This window comes from Streptomyces sp. NPDC029956 (assembly GCF_055574655.1).
Genome location: NZ_JBVHZJ010000074.1, coordinates 1 through 24,769 on the forward strand (window position 1 = coordinate 1; position 24,769 = coordinate 24,769).

The 24,769-nt window shown below is 72.3% G+C and carries 20 protein-coding genes; 3 read left to right on the forward strand and 17 right to left on the reverse strand.

Annotated elements, in window-relative coordinates; all coding sequences use genetic code 11:
- Positions 1-183: 183 nt before the first annotated feature.
- Positions 184-2,292 (reverse strand): phosphocholine-specific phospholipase C, encoded by a 2,109-nt coding sequence (locus tag ACZ4XX_RS36075; RefSeq protein WP_468512048.1) that lies wholly within the window; start codon positions 2,290-2,292, stop codon positions 184-186.
- A 239-nt stretch (positions 2,293-2,531) separates the two neighbouring features.
- Here ACZ4XX_RS36075 and ACZ4XX_RS36080 point away from each other — a divergent pair, with 239 nt between their 5' ends.
- Positions 2,532-4,514, forward strand: a complete 1,983-nt coding sequence (locus ACZ4XX_RS36080; protein ID WP_468512049.1) for a protein kinase domain-containing protein — start codon at positions 2,532-2,534, stop codon at positions 4,512-4,514.
- A gap of 72 nt (positions 4,515-4,586) precedes the next feature.
- On the opposite strand, the gene gatB is transcribed toward ACZ4XX_RS36080, so the two are convergent.
- From gatB to ACZ4XX_RS36125, 9 genes are all read right to left on the reverse strand, one after another.
- Positions 4,587-6,098: an Asp-tRNA(Asn)/Glu-tRNA(Gln) amidotransferase subunit GatB gene (gatB, locus tag ACZ4XX_RS36085; protein WP_468512050.1), complete on the reverse strand. Its 1,512-nt coding sequence runs from the start codon at positions 6,096-6,098 to the stop codon at positions 4,587-4,589.
- A 16-nt stretch (positions 6,099-6,114) separates the two neighbouring features.
- Entirely contained in the window at positions 6,115-6,348 is a 234-nt protein-coding gene (locus ACZ4XX_RS36090; protein WP_030320338.1) for a hypothetical protein, read from the reverse strand.
- A 5-nt stretch (positions 6,349-6,353) separates the two neighbouring features.
- The gene (gene gatA, locus ACZ4XX_RS36095; protein ID WP_468512051.1) at positions 6,354-7,850 is read right to left on the reverse strand and encodes an Asp-tRNA(Asn)/Glu-tRNA(Gln) amidotransferase subunit GatA; all 1,497 of its coding nucleotides are present in this window, start codon (positions 7,848-7,850) and stop codon (positions 6,354-6,356) included.
- A 5-nt stretch (positions 7,851-7,855) separates the two neighbouring features.
- Positions 7,856-8,152 (reverse strand): Asp-tRNA(Asn)/Glu-tRNA(Gln) amidotransferase subunit GatC, encoded by a 297-nt coding sequence (gene gatC / locus ACZ4XX_RS36100; RefSeq protein ID WP_468512052.1) that lies wholly within the window; start codon positions 8,150-8,152, stop codon positions 7,856-7,858.
- Positions 8,153-8,258: 106 nt separating this feature from the next.
- Positions 8,259-10,373, reverse strand: a complete 2,115-nt coding sequence (locus tag ACZ4XX_RS36105) for a putative bifunctional diguanylate cyclase/phosphodiesterase (RefSeq protein WP_468512053.1) — start codon at positions 10,371-10,373, stop codon at positions 8,259-8,261.
- 325 nt (positions 10,374-10,698) lie between these two features.
- Positions 10,699-12,879, reverse strand: coding sequence for an NAD-dependent DNA ligase LigA (gene ligA, locus ACZ4XX_RS36110; RefSeq protein WP_468512054.1), 2,181 nt, complete (start codon positions 12,877-12,879; stop codon positions 10,699-10,701).
- A gap of 32 nt (positions 12,880-12,911) precedes the next feature.
- Entirely contained in the window at positions 12,912-13,934 is a 1,023-nt protein-coding gene (locus tag ACZ4XX_RS36115; protein ID WP_468512055.1) for a methionine synthase, read from the reverse strand.
- Entirely contained in the window at positions 13,931-14,635 is a 705-nt protein-coding gene (locus tag ACZ4XX_RS36120) for an SDR family oxidoreductase (RefSeq protein WP_468512056.1), read from the reverse strand. The genes ACZ4XX_RS36115 and ACZ4XX_RS36120 overlap by 4 nt, the downstream gene beginning before the upstream one ends.
- Before the next feature lie 7 nt (positions 14,636-14,642).
- Entirely contained in the window at positions 14,643-15,182 is a 540-nt protein-coding gene (locus ACZ4XX_RS36125) for an LOG family protein (protein WP_468512057.1), read from the reverse strand.
- 98 nt (positions 15,183-15,280) lie between these two features.
- Here ACZ4XX_RS36125 and ACZ4XX_RS36130 point away from each other — a divergent pair, with 98 nt between their 5' ends.
- Positions 15,281-16,069, forward strand: a complete 789-nt coding sequence (locus ACZ4XX_RS36130; RefSeq protein WP_468512058.1) for an alpha/beta fold hydrolase — start codon at positions 15,281-15,283, stop codon at positions 16,067-16,069.
- A gap of 74 nt (positions 16,070-16,143) precedes the next feature.
- On the opposite strand, the gene mnmA is transcribed toward ACZ4XX_RS36130, so the two are convergent.
- On the reverse strand, positions 16,144-17,295 hold the full coding sequence (gene mnmA / locus ACZ4XX_RS36135; protein ID WP_468512059.1) for a tRNA 2-thiouridine(34) synthase MnmA: 1,152 nt from the start codon (positions 17,293-17,295) through the stop codon (positions 16,144-16,146).
- A 61-nt stretch (positions 17,296-17,356) separates the two neighbouring features.
- On the opposite strand from mnmA, the gene ACZ4XX_RS36140 reads away from it, so the two are divergent.
- The gene (locus ACZ4XX_RS36140) at positions 17,357-18,052 is read left to right on the forward strand and encodes an N-acetylmuramoyl-L-alanine amidase (protein ID WP_468512060.1); all 696 of its coding nucleotides are present in this window, start codon (positions 17,357-17,359) and stop codon (positions 18,050-18,052) included.
- Positions 18,053-18,180: 128 nt separating this feature from the next.
- On the opposite strand, the gene ACZ4XX_RS36145 is transcribed toward ACZ4XX_RS36140, so the two are convergent.
- From ACZ4XX_RS36145 to ACZ4XX_RS36170, 6 genes are all read right to left on the reverse strand, one after another.
- Positions 18,181-19,344 carry a cysteine desulfurase family protein gene (locus ACZ4XX_RS36145; RefSeq protein WP_468512061.1) on the reverse strand — a complete coding sequence of 388 codons (1,164 nt, stop codon included), beginning with the start codon at positions 19,342-19,344 and terminating at the stop codon, positions 18,181-18,183.
- Positions 19,345-19,670: 326 nt separating this feature from the next.
- Positions 19,671-20,558, reverse strand: a complete 888-nt coding sequence (locus ACZ4XX_RS36150; RefSeq protein ID WP_468512062.1) for a thioesterase family protein — start codon at positions 20,556-20,558, stop codon at positions 19,671-19,673.
- Between the two features lie 23 nt (positions 20,559-20,581).
- Positions 20,582-21,259, reverse strand: a complete 678-nt coding sequence (locus tag ACZ4XX_RS36155; protein WP_468512063.1) for a trimeric intracellular cation channel family protein — start codon at positions 21,257-21,259, stop codon at positions 20,582-20,584.
- A 158-nt stretch (positions 21,260-21,417) separates the two neighbouring features.
- Positions 21,418-22,539 (reverse strand): ABC transporter ATP-binding protein, encoded by a 1,122-nt coding sequence (locus tag ACZ4XX_RS36160; RefSeq protein ID WP_468512078.1) that lies wholly within the window; start codon positions 22,537-22,539, stop codon positions 21,418-21,420.
- A gap of 8 nt (positions 22,540-22,547) precedes the next feature.
- Complete coding sequence (locus tag ACZ4XX_RS36165) at positions 22,548-23,651, reverse strand: ABC transporter ATP-binding protein (protein ID WP_468512064.1); 1,104 nt, start codon at positions 23,649-23,651, stop codon at positions 22,548-22,550.
- A complete protein-coding gene (locus tag ACZ4XX_RS36170; protein ID WP_468512065.1) occupies positions 23,648-24,646 on the reverse strand; it encodes an ABC transporter permease in 999 nt (332 codons plus the stop codon). The genes ACZ4XX_RS36165 and ACZ4XX_RS36170 overlap by 4 nt, the downstream gene beginning before the upstream one ends.
- Positions 24,647-24,769: the final 123 nt, after the last annotated feature.

The window sequence follows — 24,769 nt, forward strand, 5'->3', positions numbered from 1 at the left end:
CGGATCCGCTCCTCGGCGTCCATGACCGTCCAGGTCAGGCCGGTCAGGAGGAGGGCGCCCCCCCCCCCCCCCCCGCCCCCCCCCACCCCCCCCCCCCCCCCCCCCCCCCCCCCTCCCCCCCCCCCCCCCTCCCCCCCCCCCCCCCCCCCCCCCCCTCCGGGCAGAACGGCTCGCCGTGGGCGTTCAGCCGGAGACGCTGTCGCGGCCGTTCTCGATGTGGCCCATGAGCCGGCGGCGGAAACCCCCGGGCGCGGTCACCTCGACGTCGTACCAGCCGTGCGCGTCGGCGGCCGAGTGCACGACGGTACGGGTCTTCCCCGGCTTCACGGTGACGGTGCGGGTCCAGTCCCCGAGGTCGGCCGAGTCCTCGGGGTCCATGTACCCGAGCGGCCGCACGGTGAAGGAGACGGGCGCCGAACCCGTGTTCCGTACGGTGAGATGCAGGTCGCGGTCATGATGATCGATCCGGGAGACGAGCTCGGCGCCGCCGGTCGCGGGGCCCTCGAACTCGCGGCGGAAACCGTTGGGGCCGGTGATCGTGAAGCGGTAACGATCACCCGGAACGGGGACGGCCCACTCCCCCGTCCCCCTGACGTCCTTGTGCTGCGGGACGGCGAACTCGCCCGCGTACGGATAGAGCGCGAAGTGCGCGCTCGCCCTCCCCCGGTTGCCGAGCGTCACGCGCAGGGAGCCGGCCGGGGAGACCGCCGAGGTCACGGAGGCGTCCGGCTGGTACGGCAGCGGGCGGGCGCGACGGACGCCGGGCTCCTGGACCGGCATCTGCTGCACGACCGGGGGCTGCGGGCGCCAGCGGCCGGTGAAGGGCGGGATGGGGCCCGGCTGCTCGACCTCGGGCTGCCGCCGGCCCCGCTTGAAGTCGAAGGCTGAGGTGAGGTCACCGGTGACGGCCCGGCGCCAGGGGGTGATGTTGGGCTCCCTGATGCCCGTGAGCTTCTCCAGGAAACGGATCACCGAGGTGTGGTCGAAGGTCTCGGAGCAGACGTAGCCGCCGACCGACCAGGGGGAGACCACGAGCAGCGGGACACGGATGCCGAGTCCGGTGGGCCGGCCCTGCCAGCGCTCGTCCGTGTCGTCGGCCGGCGGGACCGGCGGCGGCACGTGGTCGAAGAAGCCGTCGTTCTCGTCGTAGTTGATCAGGACGACGGTGTGGCGCCAGACGTCCGGGTGCGCGCCGAGGGCGTCGAGCACCTTGTAGACGAGGGTGGCGGAGGCGATCGGCGAGGAGGAGCCGGGGTGCTCGGAGTCGATCGCGGACGGCACGAGGTAGGAGACCTCGGGGAGGGTGCCGGCGGCGACGTCGGCGCGGAAGGCGTCGGCGAGGGTGCCGCTCTCGACGCGGCGCAGTCCGCGCTCGAAGAGGGAGCGCTCGGCCTCGGTGAGGGTCGCCACGCCCTCCTCCAGGAGGCCGAGGAGGCGGGCGCGCTCGGTGGCGTCTCCGGTGTCGCGGACGGCGGCGTAGAAGGACTCCATGAAGGTGTGCCCGCCGGTTCCGGCGAGCGCCTTGCGGGCGATCTTCTTGAAGGTGGTGAAGAACTCGATGTTGTTGTCGGTGAAGTTCTCCCACTCGGTGTACGTCTTCCAGCTGCGCCCGGCGGCTTCGAGCCGCTCGGCGTAGGTGGGCCAGCCGTAGCCCGGGTGGGTGCCCTCGGCGTACGCGGCGTTGGTGACGGCGCGGCTGCCGTCGGCCTCGAAGCCGGTCCAGCCGGACCAGAGGTGGTTGCGGTTGGGGCTCGTCGAGGTGTGGACGGACGAGTGGTAGGCGTCGCAGACGGTGAAGGTGTCGGCGAGCTCGTAGTGCAGGGGGATGTCCTGCCGGTCGTAGTACGCCATGGTCGCGGCGGTCTTGGCCGAGACCCACCCGTCCATCCAGCCGTCGCGCCAGGCCTTGGCGCCGCCGCCCCAGGAGTGGTCGAGGTCCCCGATGTACTGGAGGTCCTTCTGCTGTGTCTCGGCGGCGCCGCGGATCGGGAAGGGCAGCACGGTCCGGCCGAGTGCGGCGGGCTGCTCGAACACGGGCTTGCCGGAGGGCAGCTCGACGGCGTTGCGGTCGGAGAAGCCGCGGACACCGCGGAGGGTGCCGAAGTAGTGATCGAAGGATCGGTTCTCCTGCATCAGGATCACCACGTGGCGCACCGCCGACATCCCGCCGGCCGGCGGCTCCGCGGCCATCGCGGCCTGCAACGACGGCGGCAGCAACGAGCCGGTCGCGGCGACACCGAGGGCGCCACCGCCCAGTGCGAGGAGCCTTCTGCGGGACATCTCGGATGACAAGACCGACCTCCAGTCGACGGCCAATGGTTCGCCTTCGAGCCATTGGGTGGTACGCCGGGGACGGTAGTGAGACGGGATGACGGAGAGAAGACCCGGCGGGGGCGCGGTGGTGAACGTCCAAGAGGACGTGACAGGAGTCCAAGTGACCTCCCCCGGCACTCCGGCCCCCTTCGCGTTGACCGCGGACCCTTCGGAGCGGCAAGCTGACTCTCTGTCAATCAATGTGCCCTGGGGGAAACTTGAGCAATACGGCACACCACATCGGGCCCGACTCCACACCTGACCGATACCGGCTGCTGCGGTCCATCGGGCGGGGCGGCGAGGCCGTGCTCTATCTGGCGGAGATCGAGCTGGCCGGCGGGACCGAGCCCGTCGTCGTGAAGGTCCTCGACTCGAAGACCACCCTCACGCCCGAGGTCTTCGAGCGGATCAGCCAGAAGTGGAACGAGCAGGCGGAACTGCTGCGCTTCGTCCACCGGCCCGGTGTCGTCGGCGTACGGGAGCACTTCCAGGGGCCGCCGATCCACCGGCCCGGCGAGTCCGGGACGATCACCGGCCGCGCCCTGGCCCTCGTCATGAACCATGTCGACGGCCTCGACCTGCGCGACTGGCGGGCCGAACGGACCCTGGCCACGGCCCCCGAGCGGCGCGAGGTGATGCGCACGCTCGAACAGCTCGCCGACGTCCTCGACTGGCTGCACTCCGGCAAGGCCACACCGTCCGGGCGGACCGTCGTCCACGGCGACCTGTCCCCGGGCAACGTCATGGTCGACGAGCACGGGCAGGCGACCCTCGTCGACTTCGGCCTGAGCAAGCTGACCGCCGACCACCAGACGGCCGAGGTGTGGTTCACCCCCGGCTACGCCGCGCCCGAGATCTTCGAGGGCAAGCGCACCCCGGGCACGGACCGCTACGCCTTCGGCGCCATCGCGTACTTCCTCCTCAGCGGCCAGTCCCCGCCGACCGCCCCCGAACAGCTGGTGGCCGCGCTCGGCGCGCTGCCGCAGGTCGCGGGACTTCCGGCCGAGCAGCGGGAGCGGGTGCTGAGCATCGCCGCGGCCGACCCGGGCCGCCGGCCGCTGTCCCTGTCGTCCTGGGTGAAGGACGTACGGCACGGGGTGGTGTCGACGACGACCTCCCGCCCGGCGACGGTCGCGGACGCGGTCCCGGCCGCGCCTCCACGGAAGCCTGCGGCGCCGCCCCTGCCGGTGACACCCCCGCCGCCCTCGGCCGCGCCGGTGGTGGCCGCGCCGCCTGTGACGCCGCCCCCCGTGGTCCCGCCGACGGTGGCCCCGCCGGTGGTCGCCCCGCAGCCCGCGGCCCCGCCCGCGGTGGCCCAGCCGCAGGTCGCCCCGCAGCCCGTGGCGGCAGCCCAGCCCGCCGCGCCGCAGCCCCCCGCACCGCAGCCCGCCGCCGAACCGCCCACCGTCGCCACGCCCGGCTTCGGGCCGCCGACGCCTCCCCCGTCGACCCCGGCGGCGGAGACCGCTCCGCCCCGGGCACCCGAGCCGCGCCGCCGCCGCAAGGGCCCGCTCATCGGGGCCGTGGCCGGGGTCCTGTTGGTCGCCGTCCTCGCGGTGGTCGGCGTCCGACTGCTCGGCGACAAGGAGGACAAGGGCGCCGAGGGCAAGGGCGGCGCCCCCGTCACGACGACCGCCTCCCCGTCGCCCGACCCCACGACCGATGCCCCGACGGACGAGCCGACCGAGGAGCCGTCCGGGGAGCCGACCGCCTCCGAGGAACCCGCGACCGGGACCCCCGTCGAGGAGACGACCGACCCGGCGGAGTCGGCGAGCCCGACGGGCGACCCGGGCTCCGTGCCGGACAGCAAGGAGGCGGACCTGACCGGCCTCGCGACCATCGACGGGCTCAACGGGTTCGAGGTGACCTCCGCCGCCACGCTCAACGCCAGGGACTACGGTTCGGCTTTCGTGGCCGGGTGCTCCAACGAGTCGTACATGGAGTTCAACCTCGGCCGGAAGTGGGACACCCTGGAGTTCACCGCGGGCATCGACGACGACTCCCCCACGGAGGAGGCGCGCATCACCATCTCGGTGGACGACCAGACCGCCGCCTTCTCCCAGGCGGTGCAGCTCGGCAAGCCGGTCGTCAAGAGCATCAAGGTCAAGGGGGCCCTGCGTCTCCGCATCCGCGTCGAGGACACGTGCAGCTACTCCCAGGAGGCGTACGTCGTCATCGCCGCCCCGCTCCTCAAGCGGTAGCCCCGCACATGCGAACGGCCCCGCACCGGAACGTCGGTGCGGGGCCGTTCACATGTCCGTACGAGAAGGAGATCAGCCCTCGCTGACGCCCAGCTTCTCCAGGATCAGGTCCTTCACGCGCGCCGCGTCCGCCTGGCCGCGGGTGGCCTTCATGACCGCGCCGACCAGGGCACCGACCGCGGCGACCTTGCCGCCGCGGATCTTGTCGGCGATGGCCGCGTTGGCCGCGATGGCCTCCTCGACCGCCGTGCCGAGCGCGCCCTCGTCGGAGACGACCTTCAGACCGCGCTTCTCGACGACCTCGTCCGGGGTGCCCTCGCCGGCGAGGACGCCCTCGATGACCTGACGGGCCAGCTTGTCGTTCAGGTCACCGGAGGCGACCAGGGCGGAGACCCGGGCCACGTCCGCCGGGGTGATCGCCAGCTCCTCCAGGGACACGCCCTGCTCGTTGGAGCTGCGGGCGAGCTCGCCCATCCACCACTTGCGGGCCGAGGCCGCGTCCGCGCCCGCCTCGATCGTGGCGACGATCGCGTCGACCGCGCCCGCGTTGAGGATGGCCTGCATGTCCAGCTCGGACACGCCCCACTCCTCGCGCAGCCGGTTGCGGCGCACCCGGGGCAGCTCGGGCAGCGTGCCCCGCAGCTCCTCCACCCAGGCACGGGCCGGGGCGACGGGGACCAGGTCGGGCTCCGGGAAGTACCGGTAGTCCTCGGCGTTGTCCTTGATGCGGCCGGAGGTGGTGGAGCCGTCGTCCTCGTGGAAGTGACGGGTCTCCTGCACGATCGTGCCGCCGGAGGACAGCACCGCGGCGTGGCGCTGGATCTCGAAGCGGGCCGCGCGCTCCACCGAACGGAGCGAGTTGACGTTCTTCGTCTCCGAGCGGGTGCCGAAGGTCTCCCGGCCGTGCGGGCGCAGCGACAGGTTCACGTCGCAGCGCATCTGGCCCTTGTCCATGCGCGCGTCGGAGACACCGAGGGCGCGGATCAGCTCGCGCAGCTCGGCGACGTACGCCTTGGCGACCTCGGGGGCCCGCTCGCCCGCGCCCTCGATCGGCTTGGTGACGATCTCGATGAGCGGGATGCCGGCCCGGTTGTAGTCGAGCAGCGAGTGGGACGCGCCGTGGATACGGCCGGTGGCGCCGCCGACGTGCAGCGACTTGCCGGTGTCCTCCTCCATGTGGGCGCGCTCGATCTCCACGCGGAAGATCTCGCCGTCCTCCAGCTGGACGTCCAGGTAGCCGTTGAAGGCGATCGGCTCGTCGTACTGGGAGGTCTGGAAGTTCTTCGGCATGTCCGGATAGAAGTAGTTCTTCCGGGCGAAGCGGCACCACTCGGCGATCTCGCAGTGCAGCGCGAGGCCGATCTTGATGGCGGACTCGACGCCGATCGCGTTGACGACGGGCAGCGAGCCCGGCATGCCGAGGCAGGTCGGGCAGGTCTGCGAGTTCGGCTCGGCGCCCAGCTCGGTCGAGCAGCCGCAGAACATCTTCGTCTTGGTGCCGAGCTCGACATGGACCTCCAGGCCCATGACGGGGTCGTACTCGGCGAGCGCCGCTTCGTACGACAGCAGTTCAGTGACAGTCACGGTGAGACTTTCCCTCTCAGCCCAGCAGGACGTCGTCGTCGCCCAGGCGCTTGAGCTCCCGGTAGAGGATCGCCAGGCCGGTAACGATGGCGGCGGCGGACACGGCGGAGTCGATCAGCCGCAGCATGTCGTTGTCGTTGCGGGCCAGCTTGGCCTGCTTCGCGACGCTGATGGCACCGAACGCGGTGGTCGCGAGCGAGACGTAGACGCCGGTCTTGGACTTCTTGAAGTTCTTGGCCTTCTTTGCCATGGCACTCACAGCGACGGAGCCTCCTCAAGCAGCGGGTGCCCCCACTTTTCCACGAAGGCGGCCTCGACGGCGGCGCCGACCTTGTACAGCCGGTCGTCCTTCATGGCGGGAGCGATGATCTGCAGGCCGACCGGCAGACCGTCCTCGGGCGCCAGGCCGCAGGGCAGCGACATGGCGGCGTTGCCGGCCAGGTTGGTCGGGATGGTGCACAGGTCCGCGAGGTACATCGCCATCGGGTCGTCGGCACGCTCGCCGATCGGGAAGGCGGTGGTGGGGGTCGTCGGGGAGACGATCACGTCCACCTCCTCGAAGGCCTTCTCGAACTCGCGGGTGATCAGGGTCCGGACCTTCTGGGCCGAGCCGTAGTACGCGTCGTAGTAGCCGGAGCTCAGCGCGTACGTACCGAGGATGATGCGGCGCTTGACCTCGTCGCCGAAGCCGGCCTCACGGGTGAGGGCGGTGACGTCCTCGGCCGAACGGGTGCCGTCGTCGCCGACCCGGAGGCCGTACCGCATGGCGTCGAAGCGGGCCAGGTTGGAGGAGCACTCCGACGGCGCGATCAGGTAGTACGCCGAGAGGGCGAGGTCGAAGGTCGGGCAGTCCAGCTCGACGATCTCGGCGCCCAGCGACCTGAGCAGCTCGACGGACTCGTCGAAGCGCTGCACGACACCGGCCTGGTAGCCCTCGCCGCGGAACTGCTTGACGACGCCGACGCGCATGCCGGCGACCGAGCCGTTGCGCGCGGCCTCGACGACCGGCGGGACCGGGGCGTCGATGGAGGTCGAGTCGAGCGGGTCGTGCCCGGCGATCGCCTCGTGCAGGAGGGCCGCGTCCAGGACCGTACGGGCGCAGGGGCCGCCCTGGTCGAGGGAGGACGAGAAGGCCACCATGCCGTAGCGGGAGACGCCGCCGTAGGTCGGCTTGACGCCGACGGTGCCGGTGACGGCGGCGGGCTGGCGGATCGAGCCGCCGGTGTCCGTGCCGATGGCGAGGGGCGCCTCGTACGCGGCGAGGGCGGCGGACGAGCCGCCGCCGGAGCCGCCGGGGATCCGGGTCAGGTCCCAGGGGTTGCCGGTCGGACCGTAGGCGCTGTTCTCGGTGGAGGACCCCATGGCGAACTCGTCCATGTTGGTCTTGCCGAGGATGACGACGTCGGCGGCCTTCAGGTTCTTGACCAGGGTCGCGTCGTACGGCGGGATCCAGCCCTCGAGCATCTTCGAACCCACGGTCGTCGGCATGCCGGCGGTGGTGAAGATGTCCTTGAGCGCGAGCGGCACACCGGCGAGCGGGCCGAGCTTCTCGCCGCGGGCGCGCTTCTCGTCGACGGCACGGGCCTGGGCGAGCGCGCCGTCACGGTCGACGTGCAGGAAGGCGTGGACCTTCTCGTCGACGGCCTCGATGCGGGCGAGGTGCGCCTCGGTGACCTCGACGGCGGTCAGCTCGCCGGCGGCGATCCTCCCGGCGATCTCGGCCGCGGTGAGCTTGATGATGTTGTCCGTCATGACTGTTAGTCCTCCCCCAGGATCTGCGGCACCTTGAAACGCTGCTGCTCCTGGGCCGGGGCGCCGGAGAGCGCCAGCTCGGGGGTGAGCGACGGACGGACCTCGTCCGCGCGCATGACATTGGTCAGCGGCAGCGGGTGAGAGGTCGGCGGTACGTCTTGGTCGGCGACCTCGGAGACGCGGGCGACCGCGCCGATGATGTCGTCGAGCTGGCCGGCGAAGTGATCGAGTTCTTCGCCCTTCAGCTCCAGACGCGCCAGCCGTGCGAGGTGGGCGACCTCCTCGCGCGTGATGCCAGGCATGCGGATCCTCACGGGGTGAGCTTGATGGTGTGGGCCCATCCTATGGGGCCGGTGCGGCTGCCCGTGAAACGGTTTGCCCGGGGTCGTCTTCCCGGGTGGACGAGGCCTACTGAACGACCTGGCCGGAGGGGTGGTCCACGTCGACCTCGGCGGCGATGTCGGCGGGTCGGCGCCAGCCGTGCTCGCCGCGGGCGAGCAGCCAGGCGGTGGCCTCGCCGGGCGGCATCGCGGCGGCGACGAGCCAGCCCTGGACGGCGTCGCAGCCCAGGTCGCGCAGGCGCTCCCAGGTCTCGTCGTCCTCGACTCCCTCGGCGACGACGAGGAGGCCGAGGGAGTGGGCGAGGTCGACGGTGCAGCGGACGATCTCGGCGTCCTCGGTGTCGACGGCGAGCCGGGCGACGAAGGAGCGGTCGATCTTCAGTTCGCTGACGGGGAGCCGGCGCAGGTGGACGAGGGAGGAGTAGCCGGTGCCGAAGTCGTCCAGGGACATCTTGACGCCGTGGCCGGTGAGGCCGTTGAGGGTGTCGGCGGCGCGCTGGGGGTCCTCCAGGAGGACGTGCTCCGTTATCTCCAGCTGGAGGGCGCCGGCCGGGACGCCGTGGCGGGCGAGCCGGGCGGCGACGGCGCCGGCGAAGCCGGGGGTGTGCACGTCGCGGGGCGAGACGTTGACGGCGACCGGGACGTCGAGGCCCTGGGCGCGCCAGCGGGCGACCTGGGCGAGGGCGGTCTCCAGGACGTACTCGGTGAGGTGCGGCATCAGGCCGGAGGACTCGGCGATCGCGATGAACTCGTCCGGCGGGACCTTGCCGCGCTCGGGGTGGACCCAGCGGACCAGGGCTTCGAGTCCGGCGACCTGGCCGTCGAAGCGGACCTTGGGCTGGTAGTGGAGTTCGACCTCGCCGGCGTCGAGCGCGCGGCGCAGGTCGCCGAGGAGGCCGAGCCGGTCGGGGGTGTTGGAGTCCCGCTTGGACTCGTAGACCTCGACGCCGGTGCGGTCGCGCTTGGCCTGGTACATGGCGACGTCGGCGCGGCGCAGCAGGCCTTCGGCGTCGAGGGCGTGGTCGGGGAAGACGGCGACGCCCGCGCTGGCCTCCAGGACGAGGGTGAGTCCGTCGAGGTCGAGCGGGGAGGAGAGTTCGGCGACGAGGTGGCGGGCGACCCGCTGGGCGCTGGTGGTGGAGTCGGCGGTGGGCAGCAGGACGGCGAACTCGTCGCCGCCGAGCCGGGCGGCCTCGGCGCCGCGGGGCAGGGCGAGGCGGAGCCGGTCGGCGATCTGGAGGAGCAGCCGGTCGCCCGCGAGGTGTCCGAGGGTGTCGTTGACCGATCGGAAGCGGTCGAGGTCGATCAGGACGAGGGCGGCGCGGGCCCCTTCGCCTTCGGCCTCCTCCAGGGCGGTCCAGGCCCGTTCGAGGAGCCACTGACGGTTGGGGAGTCCGGTCAGCGGGTCGCGCAGCTGTTCCTCGGCGCGGGCGCGGGCGATCCACAGGGTGGAGTCCAGGGCGATGAGGGGGACGGCGAAGAGCGGCAGGAGGACGGGCCGGGTGGCGGCGACGACGCAGATCAGCGGGGCGATGCCGAGCAGCGCGACGGCGACGAGGCCCTGTCTCAGGAGCGCGGTGCGGGCGACGGTGGGCAGTCCGCGGCTCTGCGGGGCGAGCGTGTACCACAGGAGGAGCCGGGTCACCACGAGGTAGGTGGCGGCGGCGAGGACGACTTCCGGGAGGTCCCCGATCGTCCAGTCGAGGGGCTGCCAGGGCCGTTCGACGGTGGGGACGTCGCCGAAGAGGGCGAGGACGAGGGCGGCGGCGCCGACCCCGAGGACGTCGGCGGCGCCGTGCAGCAGGCCCTGTCGCCAGCGGTGCCGGCGGGCGGCGCCGACCAGGGTGACCACGGTCATCGAGACGAGTCCGGCCGGCACCCAGCCGTAGAGCAGGAGGACGGCGAGGGTGAGGGCGGCGCCCGAACCGGTGCCGCCCCACCAGCGGTCGCGGCCGAGGGCGACCAGATGGCCGACGATGAGGCCGGTGAGGACGGCGAGGGACCAGCCGGTGACCCCGCCGGGGAAGAGGCCGCTGCGGGCGCTCATGCCCTGCTGGAGCCCGACGACGAGTACGACGGCGGCGATGCCCACCACGGCTGCGGGCAGCCGGGAGGTGAAACCCAGGGACACCACACGGCCGTGCGGCCGTGGGACCGGTGCGGCGCTCTCGGTCGGTTCCATTCCCGTCCCTCTCACAGGCGGCGGTGCCGTCGGTGTGCGATGGGCCGCGGTCAGGCGGCCGTCCGTCGTCCGGCCGTCCGTCGAACGCCCGTCCGCCGTCGGACGGTCGTACGTCGTGCCACGGGGCCGTTGTCCTGACGCCACGACCGGCAGGGCCCTCGCGCGATCGTGCAGGACTGGGCGCACGGTCACCACATTAGGCCGCCGAGGGCGTCGACGGGCAGCGCTCTCCCTGTCTTGCCCGAATGCGACCTGGCCACCCGTAACGATCTGGTATGCGCCGAACGGGTGACCGTCGCACGGCCGTCGGACGGGGTGCGGGTGACTACTCCGCGACGGGCACCGCGGCCTCCCGAGCGGCGTCGGGCCCTTGTTCGAGCAGGATCCGGAAGCCGTCCTCGTCGAGAACCGGAACCTTCAGCTGCATCGCCTTGTCGTACTTCGAACCAGGGTTTTCACCGACGACCACGAAGGCGGTCTTCTTCGAAACGGAACCGGTCACCTTCGCTCCGAGGCTCTGGAGGGACTCTTTTGCGCCATCCCTGGTGAACTTCTCCAGGGTGCCGGTCACCACGACCGTGAGACCTTCGAGCGGACGCGGGCCGACATCCTCCCCTGCGCCCTCGTCCTCCAGAGTGACCCCGGCCGCGCGCCACTTGCGCACGATCTCGCGGTGCCACTCCTCGGCGAACCACTGCTTGACCGCGGTCGCGATGATCCCGCCGACCCCGTCGACGGCCGCCAGCTCCTCCTCGCTCGCCTGCTCGATCCGCTCCAGGGAGCGGAACTCACGGGCCAGCGCCTCGGCCGCGACCGGCCCCACGTGCCGGATGGAGAGCCCGTTGATGAAGCGGGCCAGCGGGCGCGTCTTCGCGGCCGCGATGTTCTCCAGCATCGCCAGGGCGTTCTTCTTCGGCTCGCCCTTCTGGTTGGCGAAGACCGTGACGATCTTCTCCTCGCCGGTCTTCGGGTCCCGCCGGGGCAGTCCGCTGTCCGGGTCGAGGACGTACGCCTTGATCGGCAGCAGCTGCTCGATGGTCAGGTCGAAGAGGTCGCCCTCGTCCACCAGCGGAGGCCCGGCGGGCTCCAGGGGGCGGGTGAGCGCCGCCGCGGCCACCGCGCCGAAGTTCTCGATGTCCAGGCACTGGCGCCCGGCAAGGAAGAAGACGCGCTCGCGCAGCTGGGCCGGGCAGGTCCGGGCGTTCGGACAGCGGAGGTCGATGTCGCCCTCCTTCATCGGCTTCAGCGGCGTCCCGCACTCGGGGCATTCGGCGGGCATCACGAACTCCCGCTCGCTGCCGTCCCGCAGGTCGGCCACCGGCCCGAGGATCTCCGGGATGACGTCGCCCGCCTTGCGCAGCACGACGGTGTCGCCGATCAGCACGCCCTTGGCCTTCACCACCTCCTGGTTGTGGAGGGTGGCGAACTCGACCTCGGACCCGGCCACGGTCACCGGCTCCACCTGCGCGTACGGGGTGACCCGGCCGGTCCTGCCGACGCCGACCTTGATGTCGATCAGCTTGGTGTTGACCTCCTCCGGCGCGTACTTCCAGGCGATCGCCCAGCGCGGGGCGCGCGCGGTGGAGCCGAGCCGGCCCTGGAGCGGGATCTCGTCGAGCTTGACGACGACCCCGTCGATCTCGTGCTCCACGGAGTGCCGGTTCTCGCCGAAGTAGGCGATGAACTCCCGCACCCCGGCCAGCGAGCCGACCACCTTGTTGTGCCGGGCGGTGGGCAGGCCCCACTCGCGCAGCAGCTCGTACGCGTGGGAGAGACAGTCGATGTCGAAGCCCTCGCGGGCGCCGATGCCGTGCACCACCATGTGGAGCGGGCGGGAGGCGGTGACCTTGGGGTCCTTCTGGCGGAGCGAACCCGCCGCCGCGTTGCGCGGGTTGGCGAAGGGCTTGTCGCCGGCCTCCACCAGGCGGGCGTTGAGCCCCTGGAAGGCCTCCATGGGGAAGTAGACCTCGCCGCGGATCTCCACCAGGTCCGGGATCCGCTCGCCGTGCAGCCGCTCCGGGATGTCGGCGATCGTCCGCACGTTGGGCGTGATGTCCTCGCCGGTGCGGCCGTCGCCGCGGGTGGCGGCCCGGGTCAGCCGCCCGTGCTCGTACGTGAGGTTGACCGCGAGGCCGTCGACCTTGAGCTCGCACAGGTAGTGGAAGTCGGGGGTGCCGACGTCCCGCGCGACCCGCTCGGCCCAGGTGGCCAGCTCCTCGTCGTCGAAGGCGTTGTCGAGGGAGAGCATCCGCTCGCGGTGCTCGACGGAGGTGAACTCGGTCTCGTACTGCCCCGCGACCTTCTGCGTCGGCGAGTCCGGCGTCCGCAGCTCCGGGTACTCCTCCTCCAGCACCTCCAGGGCGCGCAGGAGCGTGTCGAAGTCGCCGTCGCTGATGACCGGCTGGTCCTTCACGTAGTACCGGAAGCGGTGCTCCTCGACCTGCTCGGCCAGGTCGGCGTGCTTCTCCCGTGCCTCGGCGGGCAGGGCCCCCTGTTCGACTGCCACCTTCGTCCGTCCTCCCGTGCCTCGAAACCCGGTCACTCTGGGTTGTCCGCCAGCGATCTCGCCGCCCGGGCGCAGTGGGCGAGCGCCGCGCGGGCGTAGGCGGGCGAAGCGCCCGCGAGCCCGCACGTGGGCGTGACGACCACGGACTCCGCGAGAGTCCCCGGATTCAGACCCAGCCTGCGCCACAGCGTCCTGACACCCATGACGCTACCGCCCGGGTCGGACAATGGGCCGTCGGTGGACGCCACCACACCGGCGAAGAGCTTCGTACCGGCCTCCACGGCCTCCCCGATCGTGTCCTCGTCACGCTCGGTGAGCAGCGAGAAGTCGAACGAGACGCCCGAGACGCCGGCCCGCCTGAGGAGCGCGAACGGGACGTCGGGGGCGCAGGAGTGGACGACCACCGGCCCGTCGTGGACGGCGATCACCTCGCGCAGCGCGCTCTCCACGACCTGCCGGTCGACGGCCCGGTAGGTGCGGTAGCCACTGGCGGTGCGGACGTGGCCGCGCAGGACTGCGGTGAGCGAGGGCTCGTCGAGCTGGAGGACCACCCGGGCGCCGGGGATCCGCTTGCGCAGGTCCGCGAGGTGCTCGTGGAGGCCCTCGGCGAGCGAGCCGACGAGGTCCCGGCAGGCGCCGGGGTCGCCGAGGGCGGCCTCGCCGCCGCGCAGCTCCAGGGCCGCGGCGAGCGTCCAGGGGCCGACGGCGGGCACCTTGAGCGGGCCCTGGTACCCCTGGGTGAACTCCTCCAGGGCGTCCAGGTCCTCGCCCATCCAGGAGCGGGCGCGCTTGGTGTCGCGGCCGGGCCGGTCGCTGATCCGCCAGCCGCTCGGCTCCACGTGCGCGTAGAGGTCGACGAGCATCCCGATGGTCCGGCCGATCATGTCGGCACCGGGGCCGCGGGCGGGCAGCTCCGCGAGGAACGGGAAGTCCTCGAAGGACCCGGTGACGGTCTTCGCGGTCTCCCGGGCGTCGCCGCCCGGCATGGAGCCGATGCCGGTGGCGGGCCCCCAGGTCACGCGGCCGTCCTCTTCCTGTTCCGGCGTCCCGCTCATGCCTGGCGTCCCGGACGCACGGTGAGGTCGTTGATCTCCGCGTCGCGCGGCAGGTCGACGGCGGTGAGGATCGCCGTCGCGACCGACTCGGGGTCGATCCACTTCGACGGGTCGTACTCCTTGCCCTCCTGGGAGTGGACCTTGGCCTGCATGGGGCTCGCGGTGCGGCCCGGGTAGACCGAGGTCACCCGCACGCCGTTGGCGTGCTCCTCGTGGCGCAGGGAGTCGGCGAGGGCCTTGAGGCCGTGCTTGGAGGCGGCGTACGCACCCCACTCGGCGTGCGCGGCGAGCCCGGCGCCCGAGTTCACGAAGACGACGTGGCCCTGGGAGACGCGCAGCTGGGGCAGGAGGTGCCGGGTCAGCTCGGCCGGGGCGACGAGGTTGACGTTGAGCTGGTGGTGCCAGGTCCTGGGGGTGAGCTCCCCGATCGGCCCGAGGTCGACGACGCCCGCGATGTGCAGCAGGCTGTCCACCCGCTCCGGCATGGTCTGGTGCGAGAACGCCCAGGAGAGCCGGTCCGGGTCGGCGAGGTCCCCGACGAGCGTCCGGGCTCCGGGGAACTGCGCGGCGAGCTCCTTGGCCCGCCCCGCGTCGCGCGCGTGGAGCACGAGGTCGTCCCCGCGCGCGTGGAGGCGGCGCGCGACGGCCGCGCCGATGCCGGAACCGGCTCCGGTGATCACATGTGTAGCCATGGTCACCATGCTCGCATCAGCGGGCGGCGATGTTCTCCTCCAGATGGGTGAGGGCCGTCGGGGCGTCGTCGGCGAAGAGGACGAGGTCGGCGAGGGGGATCGGCAGGAAGCCCTCCTCCTCCATCCGGCGGAACTGGGCCTTCAGTCCGTCGTAGAAGCCCGCCGTGTTGAGGAGGACGACCGGCTTGGAGTGCTTGCCGTGCTTCTTCAGCTCCAGGATCTCGGTGGCCTCGTCGAGGGTGCCGGTGCCGCCGACCATGACCACGACGGCGTCGGACTTGGCGAGAAGGCGCGCCTTGCGCTCGGCGAGGTCCTTGGCGACGACCATCTCGTCGGCGTCCGGGCGGGCCTTGTGGGCGAGGAAGTCGACGGAGACGCCGACGAGTCGGCCGCCGGCCTCCTGGACGCCGTCGGCGACGACCTTCATCAGACCGGTGTCGGAGCCGCCCCAGACCAGGGTGTGGCCGGCCTTGCCGAGGAGCCGCGCGAAGTCGCGGGCGGGGGTCGTGTAGCGCTCGTCGAGGTCGGCCGCGGAGAGGAAGACACAGATGTTCATGGTCCCCACCGTAGGCCCTGACCAGCGGCTTCCGTCTTTCTCCCGGAAATCCCGCTGCGGGGCGATGAGTTCCGGCGCCGGGTCGGGTCTCCCCTGCCATGGACGAGGTGAGCACCACGCTGAGCAGGGTTCGGGGACGGGTCGCGTCGCGGGACGGGACGCCGATCGCATACGAGCGGTACGGGGAGGGGCCGCCGCTCGTCCTGGTGAGCGGCGCGTTGGGGACGGCCGTGGGCGAGCGGGCGCTGGGCGGGTTCCTGGCCCGGCGCTTCTCGGTCGTGGCGTACGACCGGAGGGGCCGCGGCGGGAGCGGCGACACCGGGCGGTACGCGGTGGAGCGGGAGATCGAGGACCTGGCCGCGGTGGTCGGGGAGGCGGGGCCCGGTGCGGTGCTGCACGGGATGGGCACGGGGGGCGCGCTGGTCCTCGCCGCGGTGGCCGCCGGGCTGCCGGCGGCGGCGGTGTCGGTGTTCGAGCCGCCGTACTCGGCGGCGGCCGCCGAGCGGCGGCGGCAGGTGGCCGAGCTGCTCGACGGGGGGCGGCGGGACGAGGCGCTCGACCTGTTCCTGGCGGAGTCGACCGTGCCCGCGGGGCTGCGGCCCGGGATCGCGGAGCTGGCGCACACCCTCGCGTACGACTTCGCCGTCCTCGGCGACGGGACGGTGCCGGAACGGCTCCTCGCCCTGGTCCACGCGCGCGTGCTGGTGGTCGACGGGGGCGCGAGCCCGGTGGGCGCCCGGCAGGCGGCCCGCGCCCTGACGGAGGCTCTCCCCCGGGGCCGGCACCGCACGCTGACGGGCCAGACGTACGAGGTGGCCCCGCACGTCCTCGCCCCGGTCCTCGAGGAGTTCCTCGCCGACGGACAGGAGCCTGCGGAGGCGGCCTGATCGGGACGGGCGGGCCTGTTCCGTCGCCGGTGCCGCCGCCGTCGTGCGGCGGCCTGATCGGGACGGGGGCGGGCCTACGCCGTCGCCGGTGCCGCCGCCGTCGTGCGGCGGGCCGTCGTCGCGATCGTCGCCGAGCCGACCACGCGCGTGCCGTCGTACAGCACGATCGCCTGGCCCGGGGCCACGCCGCGGACCGGCTCGGCGAAGGCGACCGCGAGCTCGCCGTCCGTCAGGGACGCCGTCACCTCGGTCTCGCCGCCGTGGGCGCGGAGCTGGGCCGTGTAGCGGCCCTCGCCCTCCGGCGCGGTGCCGCACCAGCGGGGCTTGATCGCGGTCAGGGCCGTGACGTCCAGGGCCTCGACGGGGCCCACCGTGACCGTGTTGTTCACCGGCGAGATGTCCAGGACGTAGCGCGGCTTGCCGTCGGCGGCCGGGTGGCCGATCCGCAGGCCCTTGCGCTGGCCGATGGTGAAGCCGTACGCGCCGTCGTGGCTGCCGACCTTCGCGCCCGCCTCGTCGACGATGTCGCCCTCCGCCTTGCCCAGGCGGGAGGCGAGGAAGCCCTGGGTGTCGCCGTCGGCGATGAAGCAGATGTCGTGGCTGTCGGGCTTCTTCGCGACCGCGAGCCCGCGCCGCTCGGCCTCCGCCCGGATCTCGTCCTTGGTGGTGAGCGTGTCGCCCAGCGGGAACATCGCGTGCGCCAGCTGCTTCTCGTCGAGCACGCCGAGCACGTACGACTGGTCCTTCGCCATGTCGGAGGCGCGGTGCAGCTCGCGGGTGCCGTCCTCGTTCAGGACGACCGTCGCGTAGTGACCGGTGCAGACCGCGTCGAAGCCGAGGGCGAGCGCCTTGTCGAGCAGCGCGGCGAACTTGATCTTCTCGTTGCAGCGCAGGCACGGGTTGGGCGTGCGGCCGGCCTCGTACTCCGCGACGAAGTCGTCCACGACGTCCTCGCGGAAACGCTCGGCGAGGTCCCACACGTAGAACGGGATGCCGATGACGTCGGCCGCCCGGCGGGCGTCGCGGGAGTCCTCGATCGTGCAGCAGCCGCGCGCTCCCGTACGGAAGGACTGCGGGTTCGCGGAGAGGGCGAGGTGCACGCCGGTGACGTCGTGGCCGGCCTCGGCGGCACGGGCGGCGGCGACGGCGGAGTCCACTCCGCCGGACATGGCGGCAAGTACCCGGAGGGGACGGGTGTGGGGGCGCGAGGGCGGAGTCTGAGTCATAGCCCTACCAGGGTACGGGGCGCCGGGAACCACAGTCGCGGTAGTAAGCGTTCTCGGTGGCATGGGGAGCAAGGCGAGTGGTACGGGCGGGGCCGACGGTTCGGGAAAGGCCGGCGCTTCCGGCAGACGGGTGGGGCGGCGCGCGGTGCTGCTCGGCGGCGGGGTCGCCGTCCTGGGGACGGCGGTGCTGGCCAGGGACGAGCTGGCGCGTGCCTGGTGGCGGCTGCCGGGGATGGAGAGGAAGCGGGTCGAGGGCGAGCTCGACCACAAGGCCGCCGAGTGGACCTCGGCGGCGCGTGCGAACTGGCGGCGGGCCGACCGGCCCGACGACTACCGGATCGACCGGGTCGTGATCCATGTCGTCCAGGGCAGCTACGCGACCGCCCTCAAGGTCTTCAGGAACCCGGCGCACGGGGCCGCCACGCACTACGTCGTCCGCAAGGACGGTCATGTGGCGCAGATGATCCGGGAGCTCGACGTCGCGTTCCACGCCGGGAACCGCGACATGAACGAGCGGAGCATCGGCATCGAGCACGAGGGCTTCGTCGACCGGCCGCAGGACTTCACGGCGGCGATGTACGCGGGGTCGGCGCGGCTGACGGCCGACATATGCGCCCGGCACGGGATACCCGTGGACCGGGAGCACATCATCGGGCACGTCGAGGTCGAGGGCACCGACCACACCGACCCCGGGCCGCACTGGGACTGGGACCGCTATCTGAAGCTGGTGCGAGAGGCGTCGAAGACGCGCGCCTGAGCGCCTCCGCCGGACGCCTCGGCTCACGTGCGCACTTCGGCTCGCGTACGTGCCTGGGCTCGCGCAAGCGGTCGGGCCCGGGGTCGCGCACGCGGCCGGTCCCGGGCTCGTGCGCGGCCGGACGACGGTCAGCTGAGGCCTGCGGTCCGGGCCCGTTCCACGGCGGGGCCGATCGCGTCCGCGACCGCCGCGACGTCCTCCTTGGTGGAGGTGTGGCCGAGCGAGAAGCGCAGGGTGCCCCTGGCCAGGTCCGGATCGGTGCCGGTGGCGAGGAGGACATGGCTCGGCTGGGCGATGCCGGCGGTGCAGGCGGAGCCGGTGGAACAGGCGATCCCGGCCGCGTCGAGCAGCAGGAGCAGGGAGTCGCCCTCGCAGCCGGGGAAGGTGAAGTGGGCGTTGGCGGGGAGCCGCTCGACGGGGTCCCCGCCGAGGATCACATCGGGGACGAGCGCCCGGACCTCGGCCACGAGCTCGTCGCGCAGCGCGCCGATCTCCCGGGCGAACTCCTCGCGCCGCTCGGTGGCGAGCCGGGCGGCGACCGCGAAGGCGGCGACGGCCGGGACGTCGAGGGTGCCGGAGCGGACATGCCGCTCCTGGCCGCCGCCGTGCAGGACGGGTACGGGCGTGTGCTCGCGGCCCAGGAGCAGGGCGCCGATGCCGTAGGGGCCACCGATCTTGTGGCCGGAGACGGTCATCGCGGCGAGTCCCGAGGCGGCGAAGTCGACCTCGATCTGACCGACCGCCTGGACCGCATCGGCATGCAGCGGCACACCGAACTCGGCAGCGACATCGGCCAGTTCACGGACCGGCATGACGGTGCCGATCTCGTTGTTGGCCCACATGACGGTGGCGAGGGCGACGGAGTCGGGGTCGCGGGCGATCGCCTCGCGCAGGGCCTCGGGGTGCACGCGGCCGTACCGGTCGACCGGCAGGTACTCGACGTCGGCGCCCTCGTGTGCGGCGAGCCAGTCGACGGCGTCGAGCACGGCGTGGTGCTCCACCGGGCTGGCGAGGACGCGGGTGCGGCGGGGGTCGGCGTCGCGGCGGGACCAGTAGAGGCCCTTCACGGCGAGGTTGTCGGCCTCGGTGCCGCCGGAGGTGAAGACGACCTCGCTCGGCCGCGCGCCGAGGGCGGCCGCGAGCGTCTCGCGCCCTTCCTCGACGGTCCGCCGGGCCCGCCGTCCGGCGGCGTGCAGGGAGGAGGCGTTGCCCGTGACAGCGAGCTGGGCGGTCATCGCCTCGATCGCCTCGGGCAGCATGGGCGTGGTCGCGGCGTGGTCGAGGTAAGCCATGGTGGGTCGATTCTACGAGCCCGCGCCCCCGGCCCTGGCGGGTGGCCGGTTTACGCCGCCGGGCGCGGCGGGTGCCCTGGTCCGGGGCGGCCCCTGTCCGGGGTTCGGAACCGCTGGGACGCGGGGCGTCCTGGGGCCCCGGACGCGCCCCACGGGTCGCGTCCGGGACCGTCCCGGCGCCGATCGGTCCCCTTCGGGACCGGGATCGGAGCCGGGCCGTACGCGCTCCGGGCCGTACGCGCTCCGGGGTGTGCGGGCCCCGGGGCGTACCGGCCCTGTCGTCGCCTGTCGTCGCGTTCCGGCTCGGGGTCGGAGCCGGAAGCGCGTCAGGCGCGCGGCGCGCGGGCCAGCTGGCGGGACTGTGCCACCAGTCGGTCGGCGCTGTCCCAGACCTCCGCGTCCTCCTCCAGGAAGCCGCCGGCGAGGTTGCGGGTGGTGATGGAGACCCGCAGCGGGCCCGGGGCCGGGCGGCAGCGGATGTGGGTGGTGAGCTCGACGGTCGGGGTCCAGCCCTTCAGACCCAGCTCGAAGGAGGTCGGAGGCAGCGCGTCGACCGTCAGGAGCAGCGACAGCGCGTCCGGCTCGCGGCCGTCCGCGAGGCCGAACCACGCACGCATCTCGCCCTTGCCGGACGGCGCGCCGATCGCCCAGCCGACGCAGGCCGGGTCGAGGCGCAGGTCGAGCCGGTCGGCGATCGCCGAGGAACCGGGGATCGCCGGGGTCGGGCCGTCGGAGGAGGCGAAGCAGTTCTCGACGGCGGCCATCGCCGGCGGCGTCGCGGTGGTGCGGACGTCGTCGGGGAGCGCGTCGAGGTCGCCGTACGAGGCGAGGACCCGGATGCGCTCGACCTCGGTGCCGTCCTCCGCGTACTGGAAGAGGGAGGCCTGGCCGGTGGAGAGGGTGCGGCCGGTGCGGACGGTCTCCGTCCTGATCACCGCGGGGCCCGGCACGGACGGCGTCAGGTAGTGCGCCGAGATCGTGAACGGGTCGGGGTGCGGGAGGTGCTCGCCGAGGGCGCGGCCGAGCAGAGCGAGGAGGTAGCCGCCGTTCACCGCGTGGATGATCGTCCAGCCCGCGGAGAGGTCGGCGTCGTAGACGCCGGGCTCCCGGAGGACGACGGCGGTGTCGCGGTCGAACTCGTACGTACGCTCGTCGCGCTCGCCCTCGCGTTCGCGCTCGCTCGTCGCGACGGGGGTCTCGATGCTCGTGCTCATGTTTCCGACGGTACCCCAGGAAGCTACTGAGCGGTAGCTTTTTCCGGTTCCTCGCGTGCGGAGGACCGCCGGTTCCATGCGCGGGGGGCACGCCAGTGGTAGCGCATCGCGAGCAGCCGGAGCAGGAAGGCGGTGAGGACGGCGGCGCCGCTGGTCCAGGCGTTGAGCATGTCGAAACGGATGCAGAGCACGACCATCGCGGCTCCGACGATCGCGGGGACGGCGTACAGGTCCCGGTCCCAGCGCAGCAGCGACGGCACCTCGTTGGCGAGCACGTCACGCAGGACGCCGCCGCCGACGGCCGTCGCGAGACCCAGCGCGGCGGAGGAGGTCAGGCCGAGGCCGTAGTCGTACGCCTTCGTCGTCCCTGTCACGCAGAAGAGGCCCAGGCCGGCGGCGTCGAAGACGTTGACGGCGTTCTGGGTGCGCTCGACCTCCGGGTGGAGGAAGAAGACGAGGCCCGCGGCGATCAGGGGCATGAGGAAGTAGCCGAGATCGGTGAAGGCGGCGGGCGGCACGGCGCCGATGATCAGGTCGCGGAAGAGACCGCCGCCGAGGGCGGTGACCTCGGCGAGGACGGCGATGCCGAAGACGTCGAAGTTCTTGCGGACGGCGAGGAGGGCGCCGGAGATGGCGAAGACGAAGATGCCGACGAGGTCGAGGGCGTGTTGGACGGAGGGGGTGAACAGGTCGTGGAGCACCGCCCAATTGTGCCGGTAGTTCCCGCGGGGGCCGCAGGGGCTCCCCCTGCCGGGGCCGGCCCCCGGGGGATGCGAGGCCGGGGCCCGGGTTGCCGGGCCCTCAGGGCTTCAGGCGTGCGAAAGCCCCCGGTGCCTCTGGGGTCGGGGGCTTCGCTGGGTCAGGACTTCGGGGTGTCGTTCTCGGTGGCGGTAGGGGCCTCCGGGGACTTCGGCTCCGTCTTCGTCACGGCAGGCGACGCCGCAGGCGACACCGGCTTCGTGATCTCCACCGACTCCCTCGCGCCCGGGATCGTCAGGGACTCCGCGTTCTCCGGGTAGTGGCAGGCCACTCGCTGACCCGGGCGGAGCTCGACCAGCGGGGGTTCCTGCGTGCGGCAGACGTCCGTGGCCTTCCAGCAGCGGGTGTTGAAGCGGCAGCCCGGCGGCGGGGCTATCGGGGACGGGACGTCGCCCGTCAGGAGGATGCGGTCGCTCTTCGCGCCCCGTCGGCGGGGGTCCGGGATCGGGACCGCCGACATGAGGGCGCGGGTGTACGGGTGCATCGGGTTCTCGTAGAGGGACTTGCGGTCCGCGAGTTCCACGATCTTGCCCAGGTACATCACCGCGATGCGGTCCGAGACGTGCCGGATGACCGACAGGTCGTGCGCGATGATCACGTACGTGAGGCCGAGCTCCTGCTGGAGGTCGTCCAGGAGGTTGACCACCTGGGCCTGGATGGAGACGTCCAGGGCCGAGACCGGCTCGTCCGCCACCACGAGCTTCGGCTTCAGGGCCAGCGCGCGGGCGATGCCGATGCGCTGGCGCTGACCGCCGGAGAACTCGTGCGGGTAGCGGTTGTAGTGCTCCGGGTTGAGGCCGACCAGGCCGAGCAGGCGCTGGACCTCCTTCTTCACGCCGCCCTCGGGCTCCACGCCCTGGAGCTTGAAGGGGGCCGAGACGATCGTGCCGACCGTGTGGCGCGGGTTCAGCGAGCCGTACGGGTCCTGGAAGATCATCTGGATGTCCCGGCGGAACGGGCGCATGCCCGCGACGCCGAGGTGCGAGATGTCCTTGCCCTGGAACTCGACCGTGCCGCCGGTCGGTTCGAGGAGCCGGGTGATGAGGCGGCCCATCGTGGACTTGCCGCAGCCGGACTCGCCGACGACGCCGAGGGTCTCACCGGGCAGGACCTCGAAGTCGATCCCGTCGACCGCCTTGACCGCGCCGGTCTGGCGCTGGAGAAGCCCCTTCTTGATGGGGAAGTGCTTCTTCAGGCCGGTGACCTTGAGGAGGGGTTCCATGGTCTCGCTCACAGTTTCGGCGCAATCTCTTCGGTCCAGATACGGGTCCGCTCCTCCTGCGGCATGTGGCACGCCGAGAAGTGGCGGTCCCCGGCCGGCGCCAGCTCCGGTCGCTGCGTGCGCGTGATGCCGCCCTTGGGGACGTCCGCGTACGGGCAGCGGGGGTTGAAGGCGCAGCCGCTCGGGATGTTGATGAGGCTGGGCGGGTTGCCCTTGACCGGGATGAGCCGCTCGGTCTGGTCGCGGTCGATCCTCGGCATCGAGCCGAGCAGGCCCCAGGTGTAGGGGTGCTGCGGCTCGTAGAAGACGGACTCGGCCGGTCCGCGCTCGACGCAGCGCCCGCCGTACATCACGAGGATGTCGTCGGCGAGCTCGGCGACGACGCCGAGGTCGTGGGTGATGATGACGACCGCGGAGCCGAACTCCTTCTGGAGGTCCCGCATCAGGTCGAGGATCTGGGCCTGCACGGTCACGTCGAGCGCGGTGGTCGGCTCGTCGGCGATGAGCAGCGACGGGTTGTTGACGAGTGCCATGGCGATCATCGCGCGCTGGCGCATGCCGCCGGAGAACTCGTGCGGGTAGTTGTCGAACCGCTTGGCGGGCTCGGGGATGCCGACCCGGTCGAGGAGTTCGACGGCCCGCTTGCGCGCCGTCTTCTTGTCGACGTCGTGGTGGACGCGGTACGCCTCCACGATCTGGTTGCCGACCGTGTAGTACGGGTGCATCGCGGACAGCGGGTCCTGGAAGATCATCGCCATGTCGCGGCCGCGCATCTTCCGGACCTCGTCCGGGTCGGCCGAGAGCAGCTCGCGGCCGTTGAGCCAGATCTCGCCGGAGATCCGGGCCTTCTGCCGGCCGTACTGGCCGACGGTGTGGAGGCCCATGATGCCGAGCGAGGTGACCGACTTGCCGGAGCCGGACTCGCCCACGATGCCGAGGGTCTTGCCCTTCTCCAGCTGGAAGCTGAGTCCGTCGACCGACTTGACCAGACCGTCGTCGGTCGGGAAGTGGATCTTCAGGTCGCGGACGTCGAGGAAGGCGTCGGAGGGGGCGGACCCGGTGGCGACGGGTTCTCCCACCGCCGCGCCGGTCTTCGTCAGCTTGTCCGTCATGCGAGCCTCACTCGGGGGTCGATCACGGCGTACAGCAGGTCCACGACGAGGTTGGCGATGACGACGCACGCCGCGGTGATCAGCGTGACGGCCAGGATCAGCGGCAGGTCGCGCTCGCTGACGCCCTTGATGGCGAGTCCGCCGAGGCCGTGGAGGCTGAACGCGGTCTCGGTCAGGATCGCGCCGCCGACGAGGGCGCCGAGGTCCATGCCGAAGATGGTCAGGATGGGGGTCATGGTGGAGCGCATGGCGTGCTTGCCGAGCACGACCGACTCCGGGAGGCCCTTGGCCCGTGCGGTGCGGATGTAGTCCTCGCCGAGGACCTCCAGCATGGTGGCGCGGGTGAGCCGGGCGTACATCGCCGCGTACAGGAAGGCGAGGGTCACCCAGGGCAGCAGCAGGCCGCCGACCCAGCCACCGAAGGACTCGGTGATCGGAACGTACGAGGCGTTGAGCCAGCCCAGTTGGGTACGGAAGACCAGCATCGCCAGCATGGCGGTGAAGAAGATGGGCAGCGAGACGCCGGCGAGCGCGGTGATCATCGCCGCACGGTCGATGATCGTGCCCCGCTTGAGCGCGGAGACGACGCCCGTGGAGACACCCAGGACCAGCCACAGCACCGCGGCGCCGATGACCATGGACAGGGTGACGGGGAAGGCGTCGACCAGCATCGACGAGACGTCCTGCTCGGTGCGGAACGAGTAGCCGAAGCAGGGCGCCGCGCAGTGGATGGTGTCGCCGCCGCCCGTGTAGTCACGGCCGACGAAGATGCCGGAGACGAAGTGCCAGAACTGCACCAGGATCGGCTCGTCCAGGCCGAGCTTCTGCCGGACGGCCTCGATGGATGCCGGATCCGCCTGCTTGCCGACGAACATCGCGGCAGGGTCGCTGCCGGTCATCTTGGGGATGAGGAAGAAGATGCTGAGCGTCACGAGTGTGACGACGAGCAGCATCGCGACGACTGCGAAGAGTCGTCGGACTATGTATGCAAGCATGCGGTCGGCCGGTCGGGGGGGGGGGGGGGGGGGCCGGGGGGGGGGGGGGGGGGGGGGGGGGGGGGGGGGGGGGGGTCGGTGTGGAGGGCAGAAAAAAAGGGAGTGGGGGCGAACGCTGTTCGA

Coding starts and splice junctions, on each gene's coding strand:
- ACZ4XX_RS36145 (WP_468512061.1), bottom strand. CDS start 19,344: ATGGCTTACCTCGACCACGCCGCGACCACGCCCATGCTGCCCGAGGCG.
- ACZ4XX_RS36115 (WP_468512055.1), bottom strand. CDS start 13,934: ATGAGCGGGACGCCGGAACAGGAAGAGGACGGCCGCGTGACCTGGGGG.
- ACZ4XX_RS36140 (WP_468512060.1), top strand. CDS start 17,357: ATGGGGAGCAAGGCGAGTGGTACGGGCGGGGCCGACGGTTCGGGAAAG.
- ACZ4XX_RS36105 (WP_468512053.1), bottom strand. CDS start 10,373: ATGGAACCGACCGAGAGCGCCGCACCGGTCCCACGGCCGCACGGCCGT.
- ACZ4XX_RS36160 (WP_468512078.1), bottom strand. CDS start 22,539: ATGGAACCCCTCCTCAAGGTCACCGGCCTGAAGAAGCACTTCCCCATC.
- ACZ4XX_RS36125 (WP_468512057.1), bottom strand. CDS start 15,182: ATGAACATCTGTGTCTTCCTCTCCGCGGCCGACCTCGACGAGCGCTAC.
- mnmA (WP_468512059.1), bottom strand. CDS start 17,295: ATGACTCAGACTCCGCCCTCGCGCCCCCACACCCGTCCCCTCCGGGTA.
- ACZ4XX_RS36090 (WP_030320338.1), bottom strand. CDS start 6,348: ATGGCAAAGAAGGCCAAGAACTTCAAGAAGTCCAAGACCGGCGTCTAC.
- ACZ4XX_RS36170 (WP_468512065.1), bottom strand. CDS start 24,646: ATGCTTGCATACATAGTCCGACGACTCTTCGCAGTCGTCGCGATGCTG.
- ACZ4XX_RS36150 (WP_468512062.1), bottom strand. CDS start 20,558: ATGAGCACGAGCATCGAGACCCCCGTCGCGACGAGCGAGCGCGAACGC.
- gatA (WP_468512051.1), bottom strand. CDS start 7,850: ATGACGGACAACATCATCAAGCTCACCGCGGCCGAGATCGCCGGGAGG.
- gatC (WP_468512052.1), bottom strand. CDS start 8,152: ATGCCTGGCATCACGCGCGAGGAGGTCGCCCACCTCGCACGGCTGGCG.
- ACZ4XX_RS36130 (WP_468512058.1), top strand. CDS start 15,281: ATGGACGAGGTGAGCACCACGCTGAGCAGGGTTCGGGGACGGGTCGCG.
- ACZ4XX_RS36165 (WP_468512064.1), bottom strand. CDS start 23,651: ATGACGGACAAGCTGACGAAGACCGGCGCGGCGGTGGGAGAACCCGTC.
- ACZ4XX_RS36120 (WP_468512056.1), bottom strand. CDS start 14,635: ATGGTGACCATGGCTACACATGTGATCACCGGAGCCGGTTCCGGCATC.